Genomic DNA, 16,411 nt, shown 5'->3' on the forward strand with positions numbered 1-16,411 from the left:
AGGGTGTAGACAAAATCAAACCGTTGTGGTCAACCGCCGCAGCAGGATGCGCGCCTCCGCCAGCCAAACCCAGGTTTCGGAGACCGCTGGCAGACGGTCATGATGCATGATCAATCGACGGGCACGCTCATTCCACGCATGGGTGCGCTCGACAACCCAGCGCTTCGGCAGCGGAACGAAGCCGTCGGCGTTGGCGATCACCACTCGGTCAGGCGCCCCGTCCACGTGCCAGGAGCCAACGCTTTTGTTGGCTGGATGGCGCACGACTTCCACGCGGATCGCGTGGGTCTGCTCGGTGGTTTGGGCAAATTGACCGGCGTAGGCGCTATCGACAAACAGCGTGTTGATCTGGGGGTACTTGGCGGCCGCGTCAGCGACGGCGCCCGAGGCGGCATCGCGGTCCTGAAGATTGGCCGCGACCACGCTCACCGCCAACACGAACCCCAAGGTATCGACCACCAGGCTGCGCTTGCGCCCCTTGACCTGCTTGCCCGCATCAAAGCCGCTCGGTCCACCCTGCGGCGAGCCGCGGGTCGATTGCGCATCCAGCACCGCCGCCGTCGGCGCGATCTCACGCCCCTCGCGTTCGCGCCATTGCCCCCGCAGTCGATCATGCATCTGCTCAAACTTCCCAGCCGCACTCCAACGGCGAAACGTCTTGTAGACATTCTGCCAAGGCGCGAAATCGTGCGGCAGCATCCGCCACGCGCACCCCGTGCGCACCACGTAGCAACACGCCTCCAGGATGCTCCGGCGCGACACGCGGGGCGGTTGACCCCGCCCGCCCGGCATCTCAAAGAGAGCGGCGACCAAGTCCCACTCCGCATCGGTCAGACAACTTGGGTAGCTTTGGTCGGGGTCGTGGCGACGATGCGCATCCGTATACCCATACCGACGCGGCGTTGCGCGCGCTTGCGCCTCGAGACCACTCTCGCCCCGGAGGCGCGTGACGCCCGCCTCCCGCAAGGACTTGCGAATCGTTGCTTCATGAGCCTCGATTCCCGTCCGTGCCGCGAGTTCCCGGGCAATCTCTGACAGCGTGGAGGTCGGGCGATCCGTGACAATTTGACGCAATACCGCTTGCTCCGCCTCGTGAATCTTGGGGGGACGACCAGCTTTCGACATCAGCGCACACCAGCTCAGTTGTAGACTGGTATACAAATAGCAGCTCAATTATTTTTGTCTACACCCTCTAAGGTGATTTAAGGGAAAGACTTTACCGATTTTCCGTTCGTCCTGAGCTTGTCGAAGGATGACCGGAAAATCGCGCTCCGAGGCCGACATTGCATCCGTTCATGGTTCGACAAGCTCACCACGAACGGATGCAATATCACCACGAAAGTGGGTATGAGCTTCTACGATCATCAGCTTTAAGGATTCGATGCCACCCCCATGCCCTGGCTGCAACTCTCCTTCAACCTCCCGCGCGAACAGTCGGAGACCTTTTCGCTCAACCTGGAAATGGCCGGCGCGCTCTCCATCACCCTCGGCGACGCCGGCGACGAGCCCCAACTCGAACCCGGCCCAGGCGAAACCCCGCTGTGGTCCGAGATCACGCTCACCGCACTGTTCGAGAGCGACCCGGAGACGCAATCCCTGGTCGAACGGCTCGCCCGCAACCTGACCGTCCAGTTAGGCAACGTCCCCCGCATCGAGCGCATCGAGGACCGGGTCTGGGAACGGGTCTGGATGGACACCTTCAAACCAACCCGTTTCGGTCGCCGGCTCTGGATCTGTCCGCACGGCCAACTGCCGGACGATCCGAACGCCGTCGTCGTGTCGCTCGATCCGGGACTGGCCTTCGGCACCGGACATCACGCAACCACGGCACTCTGTCTGGAGTGGCTCGACGGCGCGTCGCTCGCCGGCAAGACCGTCCTCGATTTTGGCTGCGGCTCAGGCATCCTCGCCATCGCCGCGCTGAAGCTCGGCGCCGCGCGCGCTATTGCCGTGGACCACGATCCGCAGGCACTGGAGGCCACCCGCGCCAACGCGCTCGCCAACGGCGTCGCCGACCGGCTCGACATTCATCCACCGGAGGATCTCCCCGATCTCAACGTCGATTGCGTGCTGGCCAATATCCTCGCCGCCCCCCTGATCGCGCTGGCCCCGCGCCTGATCGAGCTGCTGCGGCCCCAGGGCGATCTGGTGCTCTCGGGCGTCCTCGCCGAGCAGGTGGACAGCGTCCGCGCCGCCTATGCGGATTCCATCGAACTTTCTCCAACCCGCCTCCGCGAGGATTGGGCACTGATCGGCGGGACTCGGAAACCTCAACGTCTGTAGGGGCGAATTCATTCGCCGCGTGGGTTGCGCGGATGCAGGGATTCAAGGATTCAGGGATTCAGGGGCGAATGAATTCGCCCCTACGGCGATGTCGCGCAACCGCAAGTTGAAGGGGGCGGGACGAACGGAAAATCGGCAAAATTCTTTACGAAAGTCACCCTATCGGGGAAAATCGCAGCCATTCTCAGTATGACCTGATGAAGCGAAAAACCCAGACGAATCAGGCGAGCAGTGAAGGGTTTCCCGTTCGTCCTGAGCTTGTCGAAGGATGAACGGGAAACCCTAAGCCTCTGAGCGTGAAGCCGTTCATGGTTCGACAAGCTCACCACGAACGGCTTCAGGCGGCCTTGGCCCTGCTTTCCGGGCAGAGAAGGCGAAACGGTCAGGCTCAAACTGAGAATTGCTGGGGAAATCGGGAATTGGCTGTAAGGGAGAAGGAGCGAGCGATGGCGCAAGAACACGCAAACGCCGAGGTCGGGATCGTCGAACGACTCTTGGAACTGGTCCCGGAAGACGGCACGGCCATCGGCAATCCGGCGCTCAGGCAAGCCTTCGAGCAAGCGGCCGCCGAACTGAACAGCGCGTTTGACGAAGCGGCCTTCGAGCAGGCAAAGCAGGCGTTGCTCGACCAGGGTCTGTTGCTCAAAGGGCGCGGGCGTGGCGGCACGGTGCGGCGAGCGCCGCCCCAGGACCAGGGTTTCGATCTCAGTCCAACGGCACCGCCGACTCCGGCCCAACCGCCGAAAACCGCCCGGAAGGCATCGCCGCGCCCGCCGTCGACCGGCACCGATGCCCCCGAGGTCATCAGCTATCGCCATACGGATACCCGCAAGAACAATCCCGAGGTCGGGGTGGTCAGTTCGGCCAACGACCCGGCGGCGGGGCCGACGCGCTGGGCCTATGACCCTCACCTCGATCCGGTGTTGCAGTTCGATCTTGGGCGCGCGAAGGTCGAGGCGCTGATCGACGAGGCCCTGGCGAGCGACGATCAGGACGCCATGCGCGCGGCGCTGGAGGAATTGCGGCGCGCGTCCGCCCCCTATCTCCACTGGACCGGCAAGGCCGAGCGGACCAGTTTCGCGGTCGAGACCGTTTCGCTGCATGTCCATGAGCGCATCGATCCCATGAGCATTCTTTCCGCGCTGCGGAAAGAATTGACCGAATGTCGGGATGACGCATTGGGCAAGTCGTCCGGGAGCGGACAACGGAAGCGGATGGATGCCTGGCGCCAGCCGGACCTGTTCGCCGCCCCTTTCGAGAACCTGCCGCTACGCGACGCCATCGATTTCTACCGCCACGACAAGGGCTGGTCGAACCGGCTCATCGCCGGCGATTCGCTGCTGGTCATGAACTCGCTGCTCCAGAAGGAGGGCATGGCCGGGCAGGTGCAGATGATCTACATCGACCCGCCCTATGGCATCAAATACGGCTCCAACTTCCAGCCATTCACCAACCGGCGCGACGTGAAAGACCGTCAGGATCAGGATCTGACCCAGGAACCCGAGATGATCAAGGCGTTCCGGGATACCTGGGAGTTGGGCATCCATTCCTACCTGACCTATCTGCGGGATCGGCTGCTGCTGGCGCGGGAACTGCTGGCGGAGTCGGGGAGCGTCTTCGTGCAGATTTCGGATGAGAATCTGCATCATATACGGGAGATCATGGATGAGGTTTTTGGAGCGAAGAACTTCATTTCAATTATCTCCTTTGCGACTAGCGGCGGCCGTACAGCCGCATTTTTACCGGTAACGTCCAACTACCTGATCTGGTATGCAAAGGACCAAAGCAAAGCAAAATACAGGCGATTATTTTCGGTTAAGGAGAGAGGGGGAACGGGATCTGGAGAGTTCTCTTGGGTCGAATCTTCAAGTGGATCCAAGAGACGTTTGACCAGTGCCGAAAGCGCCGACCTTTCACTGCTGCCCGACGACATCGAGTTGTTTATCCCGAGCGATCTGACTTCTTCGCACGAGTACGCTTCGCCAGCCTTTTCCTTCCATGGAGAATCGTTCGGTTCAGGCAAGAGATTTTGGTCCACATCCATTACCGGATTGACTCGACTAGCGCGGACGAACAGGCTGCTAGTGCAGGGTTCAACGCTTCGCTTTAAACGGCTCCTAAAAGACTATCCGTACAAGGAGTTCGACAATTCCTGGGTAGATACCGCAGCCCGTGGATTTTTCGATTCCAAAGTCTTCGTGGTCCAGACTGGGTTGAGAATACTCGAACGCTGCCTCCTGATGACCACCGACCCCGGCGACCTGATCCTGGATCCCACCTGCGGCTCCGGCACCTCGGCCTTCGTCGCCGAGAAATGGGGCCGGCGCTGGATCACCTGCGATACCTCCCGCGTGGCGCTGACCCTGGCCAAGCAACGCCTGCTGACCGCGAGCTTCGACTATTACAGCCTGCGCTATGCCCACGAGGGGTTGAAGGCTGGCTTCATCTACAAGACCGTCCCGCATGTCACCCTCAAGTCGATCGCGAACAATCCCGAGATCGACGACATTTTCGAGGCCATGCACCCGGCCATCGACGCGGCGCTGGCGGCGCTGAACGAATCGCGGCGGACCCTGGATCTTGTCCGCGATGAGTTGAAGGCATGGGAGGTTCCCTTCGACTTCCCCACGGATTGGCCCGAGTCGGCCCGCGCCCCTTTCGACGCCTTCCATGCCGTGCGTCAGGCCATGCAGCGTCGAATGGATGCGTCCATCGCCGCCCATGCCGATCAGGAAACGCTCTACGATCAGCCCGCGCCGGACAAGCGCAAGCTGCGGATCACCGGCCCCTTCTCGGTGGAGGCGGTGCCTTTTCCCACCGTGCTTTCGCTGGACGAGGCGCGCCCGCCCGAGGTGGCGGACGCCGCCGTGGCCCGCTCCGGCGAGTCCGCCCGTCAGCATGAATGGCGCGACGAATTGCTCAAGACCGGGGTGCGTGGCAAGGGCGGTCAGGTGCTGGCTTTCGCCGAGTTGGAGACCCTGCCGGGGACCCGGCATCTGCACGTCAGCGGCACCCTGGCCGAGACCGGCGAACGCGCCGTCGTGAGCTTCGGACCCGCGCATGCCGCGCTGGAACAGCGTCAGGTGGAGTTGGCCCTGCGCGAGGCCGGCTCGCTGTTCCCGCTGCCGACCATGATCGTCTTCTGCGCCTTCGAGTTCGACCCGGAAGCGGCCAAGGACATCGACGCCATCCAGGGCATCACGGCGCTCAAGGCGAAGATGAACGCCGATCTGCTGACCGAGGATCTGAAAAAAGGCCGCGCCAGCAATCAGAGTTTCTGGCTCATGGGCCAGCCCGATGTGGAGGTTCGCCAGCGCCCGGATGGCCGCTTCGAGGTCGAGATTCACGGCTTCGACTATTTCGATACCAAAAAGGGCGAACTGGTGTCGGGCGGCACGTCTCGGATCGCCCTCTGGCTGCTGGATACCGACTATGACGAGCGCTCGCTCTATCCGCGTCAGGTCTTCTTTCCGATGGCCGGGGCCAAAGATGGCTGGTACAAACTCAAGAAGAACATCCGCGCGGAGCTGAACGACGCCCTGCTGGAGCAGTATCACGGCACCGTCTCGCTGCCGTTCGCGGCGGGCGAGAACCGCAAGATCGCGGTTAAGATCGTGGATGATCGCGGGATCGAGTCGTTGAAGGTTGTGCCGTTGGATTGACCCATGTTGGCCTTAGAAACTGTCCACAGACGATTTCCCGATTTTCCGTTCGTCCTGAGCTTGTCGAAGGATGAACGGAAAATCGCGCTCCGAGGCTGACATTGAAGCCGTTCATGGTTCGACCCTTCGACGGGCTCAGGACTCACCACGAACGGATTCAATGTGTCGCCACGACAGATGCACTGGGTATGAGTTTTTTTAGAAAACACCTTATCCGAAACGACGAAACTTCACATCCAATCAGGATGAGGAACGGATCATGAACACGGCGTATCTGACTGGAAGACTTCTTTTCGCACTATCAGCGGATCCCGAAGAACTTTCAGTTCAACCGGGATGAAACGAATGATCGTTGAGTTCGTCGATACCCATCATCCATTCAAATGATCAGCCCCAAATCGCTCATCCTCAATTCCCCCTTCGATCCGCCGACCCGGCATTGGGAGCAGTCCGCCGACCGGACGTTGAAGCTCGTCCCGGCGCGCCGTTCGGCGGGCTACGAACTCTATGACGTGCGCAACAACACCCGTCGCGTCGAGCGACTGGATCTGGTCAACGCGATTCGCGGGCGGGTGGATGACTGGCGCGCCGAAGGCTATCCGGGGGTGACCAGCGTCACCCGTCGCCTGCTGGAACATTGGCACGACCATTCGGCCCGCCAGCACCCTTTCTATTACTGCCAGTTGGAGGCGATCGAGACCCTGATCTGGCTGATCGAAGCCGCGCCGTCCTATCGCCAAGGCATCCACATCCCCGGCGATGGCGGACCCTGGCAGCGGCTGTGCTGCAAGATGGCGACCGGCTCGGGCAAGACCACGGTCATGGCCATGATCATCGCCTGGCAAGTGCTCAATGCGCTGACCTATCCCAAACGCAACCAGGATTTCGCGCGGGCGATCTTTCTGGTCGCGCCGGGTCTGACGGTCAAGAACCGGCTGCGGGTGCTGTATCCCAGCGAGCCGGACAACGATTACGACGCCTTTCAAATCTGCCCTTCGGAGGCGCTGCGCCAGCGACTCAACCAGGCGGAGATCCTGGTCGAGAACTGGCATAGCCTGATGCCGCTCAAGGGTGCGCAACGCTCGGTGGTGCGAAAGGGGCTGGAGAGCGACGAGGCATTCACGCGGCGGGTGCTGGGCAAGCTGTCGAACTATAAGGATATTCTGATCATCAACGACGAGGCGCACCACGCCTATCGGGTGCCCGCCGAGGCCAAGATCAGCAAGAAGCAGGCGGCCGAGCAGGGGATCGATCTGGACGAGGCGACCCGCTGGATCGAGGGCCTGGACCGCCTCCACAAGACCCGCCGTATCCTGCGCTGTTTCGATCTCTCGGCGACCCCGTTCGCGCCGACCGGCAAGGCGAGCACCGAGGCCGGACTGTTCGGCTGGATCGTCTCCGATTTCGGGCTCAATGACGCCATCGAGGCGGGGTTGGTGAAGACGCCGCGCGTGGTGATCCGCGACGATGCACTGCCCGACGCCAAGACCTATCGCTCCAAGCTCTATCACATTTACCGCGATCCGTCGGTCTCGGAGGATTTCAATCCCAAGGCTGAGCCGCACCAGCCGTTGCCCAAGCTGGTGCAGGATGCCTATACCCTGCTGGGGGCCGACTGGCGGGCGGCGCGCCAGAACTGGCGCGACGCGGGGCATGTCTCGCCGCCGGTGATGCTGACCGTCTGCAATCGCACCGAGACCGCCGCGCGGATCGAGCGTTATTTCCGCCAGGGCGATGCCCATTGGCCGGAGCTGCACGATCCCAAGCGCCTGCTGCGGGTGGATTCCAGGGTGCTGGAGAAGGCCGAGATCGGCGAGAACGCGGTGGCGGACAAGGATTACGAGGAAACCCTGACCGGCATCGTCATGGCGGCGGCGATCCCCGAGACGCGCCAGGAGCAACTGCGGACACTGAAAAAGGAAGACCTGTTGCGCGAGCTCGTCGATAGCGTCGGCAAGCGCGGACGCGCCGGCCAGGATCTCCAGAACGTCATTTCGGTGGCCATGCTGTCGGAAGGATGGGACGCCAGGAATGTCACCCACATCATGGGATTGCGCGCCTTCACCAGCCAATTGCTCTGCGAGCAGGTCATCGGGCGCGGACTGCGGCGCGTGGCCCATGACATGGAGGATGTCACGGGCGAGGATGGCGTGACCCGGCGGCTGTTCATGCCCGAGTACGTGAACGTCTTCGGCGTGCCGCTCTCGATTTTCCAGGATGTCGGGGACGGCGGAGAACCGCCGCCGCCCCCGAAGAGCAGCGTTCAGGTCGAATCGCTACCCGAACGCAATGACCTGGAGATCCGCTGGCCGAATCTGCTGCGGGTGGAAACGGTGGTCCGGCCGGAGTTGGCGATCGACTGGACGGCGGTCGAGCCGCTGACGCTGAATCCCGCCGAGACCATCATCAGCGCCGACATCGCGCCCGCGCTGGGCGGGGCGACCGACCTGAGCAAGGTCCATGTCATCGATCTGGAACAACTGCCCGAGGGATTCCGGTTACAGCGACTGACCTTCCTGGCGGCGCGCAAGGCGTTCGCCGAGATGGCGGGATCGTTCCACGGGACCAGCGATTATCTGACCTTGCAGTTGATTCGACTGGTCGAGCAGTTTTTCGACTCCGACCGCTTGGAGATTCCTTCGCTGTTTCATCGGGAGCCGCTGCGCAAGCGCATCCTGTTCGCGCTGAACATCGATGTCATCGTCCAGCATCTGCTGCGGCATGTGCGCGAGCAGAACGCCGAACGGCTGGAGCCGGTCTTCGACGAGGAGGCCCCAATCGGCTCGACCCGCGAGATGCGGACCTGGTACACCACCAAGCCCGTGACGCCGACCACTAAATCGCAGATCAGTCACGCCATTTCCGATAGCACCTGGGAGCATTACACGGCCAATGTCCTGGAAACGAGCGACGTGGTCAGCGCCTACGCCAAGAACGATCATCTCGGGTTCCAGGTGTTCTATCTCTGGAACGGCAGCCGCCGCCGCTTCGTGCCCGATTATCTGATCCGCCTGCGCAATGGCCTGATGCTGATCCTGGAGATCAAGGGTCAGGACAGCGAACAGAACAAGGCGAAGCGGGCGGCGCTGGATGCCTGGGTGCGCACGGTCAATGCCAAGGGCGGTTTTGGGAACTGGTGTTGGGATGTGGCGTTCGAGGCGGCAGCGGTGCATGACATCTTGGCAAGACATGCGGGGGAATCCTGAGAGAACTCGCCTTGAAGGACGGGAGAACGCCGAGACTAAGGTGATTTCCGGAAAAGGACGTACCACTGTAGTACCTCATTCCTCCTTAAGTTGCGGATATAGGCGTTTGAGCTTGATGCGTGCATTGTCGGTCGTGAACTGCCAGTCGACAACAGCCCCGGAAGCATTGCGGCGATCCTCCCAAGCCTTGGCCTCGCTGCGCAGGGTGTCGATGTTGTCGATGCGCCGATCGAGACACTGCTTGGTGAAGACGCTGAGCTCGATCTCGGCGATGTCGAGCCAGCTGCCGTGTTTGGGGGTGTAGTGGATCTCCAGGCGGTCCAAGAGTCGACGCGCCTCCTGCGGCGGAAAGGCTTTGTACAGCGACGCCGGCGCATGGGTGTTGAGATTGTCCCAAACCAGAACGACCTTTTCAGCCTTAGGGTAATCGACGTCCAGCAGCTCCTTGAGCTCATTGGCGAGATCAAGCGCGGTCTTGGTGGCGCGGACGCTGACCTTGCGCCAGCCAGCCAGTGGCTCGACGATCATGAAGTTGTTGGCGGTGCCGATGCGTTCGTATTCGTAGTCGTAGCGTTGTGCTTGGCCGGGTTGCAGCGGAATCGGCGTGCGGGTTTCGCCGATCAGCTGTGTCGGCTGCTCGTCGAGGCAGATCACCGGGCGCTGCGGATCATCGGGACGGCGATAGACCTCCAGAACGTCTTCCATGCAGGCCACGAACTCGGCATTGTGCTCGGGCGGAATCACCCAGCACGTGCGCAGGTGCGGTTTCAGAACGTTTTTTTGAGCGTACGCATGACGGTTTGCGGCGAGATCGTCTCCACGACCTGCAACTCGACGAGGCTTTCGGCCAAGAGCGTGAGGGTCCAGCGTGCCTGTCCTTCAGGCGGTGCGGAGCAGGCGAGGCGCACCAGTTGTGCCTCGCCGTCCCCGTCCAGAAGTCGTTCACGCGGCGGGTGCTCGCGCTTCTTGCGCTCCAGCGCCGCCTCCAAGCCGGCCTCGACAAAGCGTTGTCGGATGCTGAAGACCGTGCGCGCGCTGCAGTCGAAGGCGTCTGCGGCTTGCGCATCGCTCCAACCGGGCCCACCGGCATCGAGCTTGAGCAGGACGTTCGCATGTTTGATCTTTCGGGCCGCTGCCTTGCCTTTGCCGATCACCTCCGTCAGTGCCGTTCGCTCCTCCTCGGTGAGCCGCACAACATACTTGACCATAGGGAGTCTCTCTTGATAACCAGCCTTAAGAAATACTCCTACGATCATATCTGCGCAAGATTAAGCGGAAAGAGGTAGTAGGGGCGAATTCATTCGCCACGTTGGGTGCGCAGATAGAGGGGATGTCGCGGATGTCTGGGCGAATGAATTCGCCCCTACAAAACTTGCAACCATTCTGAGTTGGGAGACTCATTTCCGGAAATCGCCTGAAATTCTCGCCACCTCCAGAGCGCGTTCTATCAGGAGAAAAGCGAGGCCGAGCGAATCAGCGTTTCAGCCCCGAGAAGACGGCGAAACGGCCCTCTTGGTACCAACACTTGACCTCGCCGAAACCCGCCTCCCGCAGCCACGCCAATTGAGCGTCGAGCGTCGCCGACTGGTCTTCCCGCATCCGTTCCAGGGCCGCCGTTAAATCGACCTCGGAAATGCCCGCCCGACGGACCTGTTCCATCCAGGTGTCGCGATAACTTTTCTCGATGTCGGGCGTGGCGCCAAGTATTTGATCCGCGTTCATGAACATGCCGCCAGTGGGGAGCAGGGTATAAACGCGCTGAAATAAGGTTTGTTTGCAGGCATCGGTCAGATGGTGAATGGAGAGCGCGGACACCACCACGTCATACTGTCCGGCGAGCGACTCGGAATAATCCGCCGCCACGAACGTAAACCGTTCGGGCGCCGACGCAAACCGCGCCTGAGCCTGGGCGAGCATCGCCTCGGAGAGATCCAGAAGCGTGAACCGTGCCTGCGTGAAGCGCTCCGAAATGAGCCAGGACAGCAGCCCAGTGCCCGCCCCCAGATCCAGCACGCGAAACGCATCCCGAGGCTGGAAGCGAAGACAGGCGACGGCCGCCCCATAAAAGTCATCGAAGCCGGGGACCAGTTGTCGCCGGGCCTGATCGTAGGTGTTGGCCGAGCGATCGAAGCCGTTTTTGATTGCGGTCGTGTCCATCGTTGAATCCTATGTCGATTCTGCTGTGCCGAGTCTGATTTGAAGGCGATGAAGTGTCGCAGGTCACTGCCATTCAGTTAAGCCGTTCGTGGTGAGTCCTGAGCCCGTCGAAGGGTCGAACCATGAACGGCTTAACTGAATGGCAGTGGTGTCGCAGGTCCGAGTCCGCCAGACAGCGGTTCAAATTGCACTTTCAGACGACGGGATCTCGGGCCATTGGATTTCCAGCCCGGCGATGGCGGACACGGCGGTCGTGCCTTCCAGTTCCACCACGTCCGGCTTGCCGAAGGCGCCCTGCTCGCCGAGCCGGTAGATGGTCAACACGCGGTCGATCGGATGCAGCAGCCAGTATTCGCGCACGCCATGATGTTCGTAGAGGGCACGCTTGCGGATCTGATCGTGGACAGCGCTGGAGGGCGAGAGGATTTCGACGACCCAGTCCGGCGCGCCGCGACAGCCTTTGTCGTCGAGCTTGGACGGGTCGCAGATGACGGCGACATCGGGTTGCACGACGGTGTCGACGCGCGCGTCGGCCTCCTCGCCCTTGGGCAGGCGCACGTCGAAGGGGGCGACATAGACGCGGCAATCCGAACTGGCCAGTTGCGGATGGATCTGCGCGGCGAATTCGACCACGAAATCCTGATGCAGTCGCGTGGGCGCGGGCGCCATGGCGAAGGCAACGCCGTCGATGAGTTCCCAGCGCTGATCGTCGGGCCATTGGCAGTAATCGCCATAGGTGAAATGACTCGCCATGATTGCGGATTGAGAAGCGGTTTGAGACATCTTGACGACTCCATGGTTTCGGATGACAGCCACGTTCAGGGATACGCCGTTGTCGCGGGATCGGCTGACCTGGTAGCCTTGCCGACCGCCTTCGCTGACGCGGTCTATTCTTGAAGAGTATGAACGATCGATCATCCTTGTCGCAAAATCCTCGCCCCCCGCGACGCCCTTTCGCCATCGGCCCCTACCAGTTCGCCAACAATCTGATTCTGGCGCCCATGGCAGGGATCACCGACCGCCCCTTTCGCACCCTCTGCCGGCGACTTGGCGCGGGGCTGGCGGTCGCCGAGATGGTCGCCGCCAACACCGCGCTCTGGGGTAGCCGCAAATCGCTCCGTCGACTCGATTATCGCGGCGAACAAGGGCCGATCGCGGCGCAGATCGTCGGTTCCAACCCCGCCGAGATGGCCGAGGCCGCGAAGGTCAACGTGGGACTGGGCGCGCACATCATCGATATCAACATGGGCTGTCCGGCGAAAAAGGTCTGCAAGGTCGCCGCCGGCTCCGCCCTGCTGCGCGATGAACTCCTGGTGGGACGGATTCTGGATGCCGTGGTCGCCGCCGTCGACGCGCCGGTGACGCTCAAGATCCGCACCGGCTGGTCGCCCGAGCACCGCAACGCGCTCCAGATCGCCCGCATCGCCCAGGAGGCCGGGATCGCCGCCCTCACGGTGCATGGCCGCACCCGCGCCTGTCACTATGGCGTCCCCGCCGAATACGACACGCTGCGCGCGATTCGGGAGTCGGTCGCGATGCCGCTGATCGCCAATGGCGACATCGCCACCGCCGCACAGGCAAGACGAATTCTGGACTCCACGGGTGCCGATGCTATTATGATTGGACGCGCGGCCCAGGGACGCCCCTGGATTTTCCGCGACATCGCCGCCGGCCTGGCCGCGGGCCTCGCGCCCGACGAGCCCGCAAGTGACGGGATCCATGCGCCATCCGGGATCCCTCCAAACGATTGGATCAAGGATATCCTGAGCGCGCACCTCGAAGAGCTGTACCTGTTTTATGGCCCCCACGGGGTCCGCATCGCGCGCAAGCATATCGCCTGGTATTGCCGGCACCTGCCCGGCGCGGCGAGCTTTAGAGAAGACATCAATCGAACGGAGACGCCGACGGACCAGTTGTCCAGGGTGCTCGCGTTTTTCGACCAATGCCCCGACACGGAGAACCAAGCAGCATGAAGACAGCGGCTGCGCAACACGCATCGGAACCACCGCAGTCGGCGGGGCTGCGCGTGGTGGAGACGGATCGCACGGATCCCCTGAGCCTGTGCGTTCGGAGCGCCCTGCGGTTTTACCTCGACAACATGGCGGATCACGAGATCACCGGACTTTATGGTCTGGTCATGGAAGAGGTCGAACGGCCGCTCTTCGAGACCGTCCTGAACCACGCCGACGGCAACCTCAGCCACGCCTCCAGAATGCTCGGCATGACGCGCAGTACCCTGCGCAAGCGACTCAGCGATTACGGCATCGAACGCTGAATGGCACCTGACAACCGACCACTTAGGCGATTTCCGGAAAAGTTCATACCCACTTTCGTGGTGACATTGCATCCGTTCGTGGTGAGCTGGTCGAACCATGAACGGATGCAATGTCGGCCTCGGAGCGCGATTTTCCGGTCATCTTCGACCCTTCGGCTCCGCTCAGGACTCAGGACGAACGGAAAATCGGTAAAGTCTTTCCCGTAAATCACCTTAAAAGCAACCCCCAAACCCGGACCTCCCACATGCAACCCATTCATCGCGCCCTGATCAGCGTTTCCGACAAGACCGGCCTGGTCGACTTTGCCCGGGCGCTGGCCGCTCGCGGCGTTGAAATCCTCTCCACCGGAGGAACCTCGCGACTGCTGACCGAGCAGGCGATCTCCGTCACCGAGGTCTCGGACTACACGGGTTTTCCGGAGATGATGGACGGGCGCGTGAAGACGCTGCATCCGCGCATCCATGGCGGGATTCTGGGGCGGCGCGGTATCGACGAGCAGGTGATGCGCGAGAACGAGATCAAGCCGATCGATCTGGTCGTGGTCAACCTCTATCCCTTCGAGCGGACGGTCGCGAATCCGGACTGCGATCTGGCGACCGCCATCGAGAACATCGACATCGGCGGTCCGACCCTGTTGCGCGCCGCCGCGAAGAATCATGCCGGCGTGACCGTGGTGGTGGACGCCGCCGATTATGCGCGGGTGCTAGCCGAGATCGCGGAGACCGGCGGGGTGAGCGACGCGACCCGCTTCGATCTGGCGGTCAAGGTCTTCGAGCACACCGCCCGCTACGATGGCGCCATCGCCAACTATCTTGGCAAGCGGACCGCGACCGACGCGGACGCCACTTTCCCGCGCACCCTGAGCCTGCAATTCAAGCGCCAGCAGTCGATGCGCTATGGCGAGAATCCGCATCAGCAGGCGGCCTTCTATGTCGAGCACGAGGTGATCGAAGCGGGGATCGCCACCGCCCGGCAGATCCAGGGCAAGGAACTCTCCTACAACAACATCGGCGATACGGATGCCGCGCTGGAGTGCGTCAAGCAGTTCGACGAGGCGCCCGCCTGCGTGATCGTCAAGCATGCCAATCCCTGCGGCGTGGCCTTCGGGGCGAACCTGCTGGAGGCGTACAACCGCGCCTATCAGACCGACCCCGAATCCGCGTTCGGCGGCATCATCGCCTTCAATGGCGAACTCGATGGCGCGACCGCGCGCGCCATCGTCGAACGTCAGTTCGTCGAGGTCATCATCGCCCCGCGCATCTCGGAGGACGCTCGCACGGCGGTCGCGGCCAAACAAAATGTGCGGCTGCTCGAATGCGGCGACTGGTCGAGCGAATCGCTCCATCGACTGGATTTCAAGCGCGTCAATGGCGGACTGCTGGTGCAGGACGCGGATCTGCGCCTGACCGACGCGGTGCGGACCGTCTCTAGCCGCGCGCCCACGGACCAGGAACTGGACGATCTGCTCTTCACCTGGCGCGTGGCCAAGTTCGTCAAGTCCAACGCCATCGTCTATGGACGCGATCGCATGACCGTCGGCGTGGGCGCCGGGCAGATGAGCCGGGTCAATTCGGCGCGTATCGCCCGCATCAAGGCCGAACAGGCCGGGCTTGCCGTGGCCGGCGCGGTGATGGCCTCCGACGCCTTCTTCCCCTTCCGCGATGGCATCGACCAGGCCGCCGAGGCGGGCATTACCGCCGTCATCCAGCCTGGCGGATCGATGCGCGACGAGGAGGTCATCGCCGCCGCCAACGAGCACGGCATGGCCATGGTCTTCACCGGGATGCGCCATTTCCGTCATTGAAACCGCGTCCGGTCTGGCATGCGCGGCTTTGCGCATGCATTCCAGCTTCATCCACACCAATACAGGTCGTCACTGACGCGCTTTGAATGATTGATCAAATTCATTTTTTGAACCGCGCCAGCGCGGACCTTCATTGGCGGGCGCAAGACCGCGCCAGTGCGCGGGGCCAGCGGGTCACGGAGGGCGCGGTTCGATGAGGATCCATCCGACGGCCATCATCGAGGATGGCGCCCGCCTGCATGAATCCGTGACGGTCGGCCCCTATTCGATCGTCGAGTCCGGGGCTGTGATCGGCGAGGGTTGCCGTCTCGACAGCTGCGTGCGCATCTATGCCAACACCCGCCTGGGCGCGGAGAACCGCGTCTGTCATGGCACGACACTCGGATCCGAACCGCAGGATCTCAGTTTCACGCCCGACAAGGCCCGCCCGCTCGTCATCGGCGACCGCAATCACTTCAAAGAAGGGGTCAACATCAGTTGCGGCATCAAGTCCGAGGACGGGACGCGCATCGGCGACGACAATTACTGGATGGCCTTTTCGCACGCGGGTCATGACTGCATCGTCGGAGATCGCAACATCTTCGCCAATACGGCCACGCTGGCCGGACACGTCGAGGTCGGCGATCGCGTCTTTCTGTCCGGTCAGGTCGCCGTGCATCAATTCTGCCGCATCGGCTCCTATGCCATGGTCGCCGGCGTCACCGGGGTGGCTCAGGACGTTCCGCCTTTCGCCCTGGCCGACGGTCATCGCGCCAGAATGCTTGGACTCAATGTCGTTGGGCTCAGACGCAACGGTTTCAGCCAGGAGCAGCGCAAACGGATCAAGGAGGTCTATCGTCTGGTCTTTCGCTCCGGTCTGCGGCTGGCCGAGGCGCTGGTCCGCGCCGAACACGAATATCCCGGACCGGAAACCGAACAGATCGTGCAATTCATCCAGTCCAGCCGGCGCGGTCTGATTTCGTTCGCTTAGAGGGTGTAGACAAAAATAATTGAGCTGCTATTTGTATACCAGTCTACAACTGA

At 62.2% G+C, this 16,411-nt stretch carries 11 protein-coding genes; 7 read left to right on the top strand and 4 right to left on the bottom strand.

The genetic code is table 11. The features are described from left to right. Positions 1 to 15: 15 nt before the first annotated feature. The gene (locus tag THIVI_RS05365) at positions 16 to 1,125 is read right to left on the bottom strand and encodes an IS5 family transposase (protein ID WP_041447215.1); all 1,110 of its coding nucleotides are present in this window, start codon (positions 1,123 to 1,125) and stop codon (positions 16 to 18) included. A 267-nt stretch (positions 1,126 to 1,392) separates the two neighbouring features. Between THIVI_RS05365 and prmA the strand changes: the two genes are divergently transcribed. The 3 genes from prmA to THIVI_RS05380 all read left to right on the top strand — a co-directional run bounded on the left by prmA (position 1,393) and on the right by THIVI_RS05380 (position 9,151). Beyond that, complete coding sequence (prmA, locus tag THIVI_RS05370; RefSeq protein WP_014777618.1) at positions 1,393 to 2,283, top strand: 50S ribosomal protein L11 methyltransferase; 891 nt, start codon at positions 1,393 to 1,395, stop codon at positions 2,281 to 2,283. A 446-nt stretch (positions 2,284 to 2,729) separates the two neighbouring features. Beyond that, a complete protein-coding gene (locus THIVI_RS05375) occupies positions 2,730 to 5,945 on the top strand; it encodes a site-specific DNA-methyltransferase (RefSeq protein WP_014777619.1) in 3,216 nt (1,071 codons plus the stop codon). Positions 5,946 to 6,328: 383 nt separating this feature from the next. After that, positions 6,329 to 9,151 (top strand): BPTD_3080 family restriction endonuclease, encoded by a 2,823-nt coding sequence (locus THIVI_RS05380; RefSeq protein WP_014777620.1) that lies wholly within the window; start codon positions 6,329 to 6,331, stop codon positions 9,149 to 9,151. Positions 9,152 to 9,226: 75 nt separating this feature from the next. Here THIVI_RS05380 and THIVI_RS23380 read toward each other — a convergent pair. The 3 genes from THIVI_RS23380 to THIVI_RS05400 all read right to left on the bottom strand — a co-directional run bounded on the left by THIVI_RS23380 (position 9,227) and on the right by THIVI_RS05400 (position 12,091). Continuing rightward, positions 9,227 to 10,359, bottom strand: a protein-coding gene (locus tag THIVI_RS23380; protein WP_086013611.1) for an IS630 family transposase whose coding sequence is annotated in 2 segments (ribosomal slippage) — positions 9,227 to 9,924 and positions 9,924 to 10,359 — 1,134 coding nt in all. Because the reading frame shifts where the segments join, the coding sequence is not laid out codon by codon here. Positions 10,360 to 10,624: 265 nt separating this feature from the next. Then, on the bottom strand, positions 10,625 to 11,308 hold the full coding sequence (locus THIVI_RS05395) for a class I SAM-dependent methyltransferase (protein WP_014777623.1): 684 nt from the start codon (positions 11,306 to 11,308) through the stop codon (positions 10,625 to 10,627). Between the two features lie 180 nt (positions 11,309 to 11,488). Beyond that, entirely contained in the window at positions 11,489 to 12,091 is a 603-nt protein-coding gene (locus THIVI_RS05400; RefSeq protein ID WP_014777624.1) for a Uma2 family endonuclease, read from the bottom strand. A 119-nt stretch (positions 12,092 to 12,210) separates the two neighbouring features. Between THIVI_RS05400 and dusB the strand changes: the two genes are divergently transcribed. The 4 genes from dusB (at position 12,211) to lpxA (ending at position 16,358) form a co-directional block, all read left to right on the top strand. Continuing rightward, entirely contained in the window at positions 12,211 to 13,281 is a 1,071-nt protein-coding gene (gene dusB, locus THIVI_RS05405; protein ID WP_014777625.1) for a tRNA dihydrouridine synthase DusB, read from the top strand. Further along, a complete protein-coding gene (locus THIVI_RS05410) occupies positions 13,278 to 13,583 on the top strand; it encodes a helix-turn-helix domain-containing protein (protein WP_014777626.1) in 306 nt (101 codons plus the stop codon). Before dusB ends, THIVI_RS05410 begins: the two co-directional genes overlap by 4 nt. Positions 13,584 to 13,828: 245 nt before the next feature. Then, positions 13,829 to 15,388, top strand: a complete 1,560-nt coding sequence (gene purH, locus THIVI_RS05415) for a bifunctional phosphoribosylaminoimidazolecarboxamide formyltransferase/IMP cyclohydrolase (RefSeq protein WP_041447328.1) — start codon at positions 13,829 to 13,831, stop codon at positions 15,386 to 15,388. 193 nt (positions 15,389 to 15,581) lie between these two features. After that, positions 15,582 to 16,358 carry an acyl-ACP--UDP-N-acetylglucosamine O-acyltransferase gene (gene lpxA, locus THIVI_RS05420; protein WP_014777628.1) on the top strand — a complete coding sequence of 259 codons (777 nt, stop codon included), beginning with the start codon at positions 15,582 to 15,584 and terminating at the stop codon, positions 16,356 to 16,358. Positions 16,359 to 16,411 lie beyond the last annotated feature (53 nt).

The sequence above is a fragment of the Thiocystis violascens DSM 198 genome, assembly GCF_000227745.2.
Classification (GTDB): domain Bacteria; phylum Pseudomonadota; class Gammaproteobacteria; order Chromatiales; family Chromatiaceae; genus Chromatium; species Chromatium violascens.

Excerpts from the sequence above, each read along its gene's own strand:
- THIVI_RS05410 (WP_014777626.1), top strand. The coding sequence starts at position 13,278 with ATGAAGACAGCGGCTGCGCAACACGCATCGGAACCACCGCAGTCGGCG.
- prmA (WP_014777618.1), top strand. The coding sequence starts at position 1,393 with ATGCCCTGGCTGCAACTCTCCTTCAACCTCCCGCGCGAACAGTCGGAG.
- THIVI_RS05380 (WP_014777620.1), top strand. The coding sequence starts at position 6,329 with ATGATCAGCCCCAAATCGCTCATCCTCAATTCCCCCTTCGATCCGCCG.
- THIVI_RS05365 (WP_041447215.1), bottom strand. The coding sequence starts at position 1,125 with ATGTCGAAAGCTGGTCGTCCCCCCAAGATTCACGAGGCGGAGCAAGCG.
- purH (WP_041447328.1), top strand. The coding sequence starts at position 13,829 with ATGCAACCCATTCATCGCGCCCTGATCAGCGTTTCCGACAAGACCGGC.
- THIVI_RS05375 (WP_014777619.1), top strand. The coding sequence starts at position 2,730 with ATGGCGCAAGAACACGCAAACGCCGAGGTCGGGATCGTCGAACGACTC.
- dusB (WP_014777625.1), top strand. The coding sequence starts at position 12,211 with ATGAACGATCGATCATCCTTGTCGCAAAATCCTCGCCCCCCGCGACGC.
- THIVI_RS05395 (WP_014777623.1), bottom strand. The coding sequence starts at position 11,308 with ATGGACACGACCGCAATCAAAAACGGCTTCGATCGCTCGGCCAACACC.
- THIVI_RS05400 (WP_014777624.1), bottom strand. The coding sequence starts at position 12,091 with ATGTCTCAAACCGCTTCTCAATCCGCAATCATGGCGAGTCATTTCACC.
- lpxA (WP_014777628.1), top strand. The coding sequence starts at position 15,582 with ATGAGGATCCATCCGACGGCCATCATCGAGGATGGCGCCCGCCTGCAT.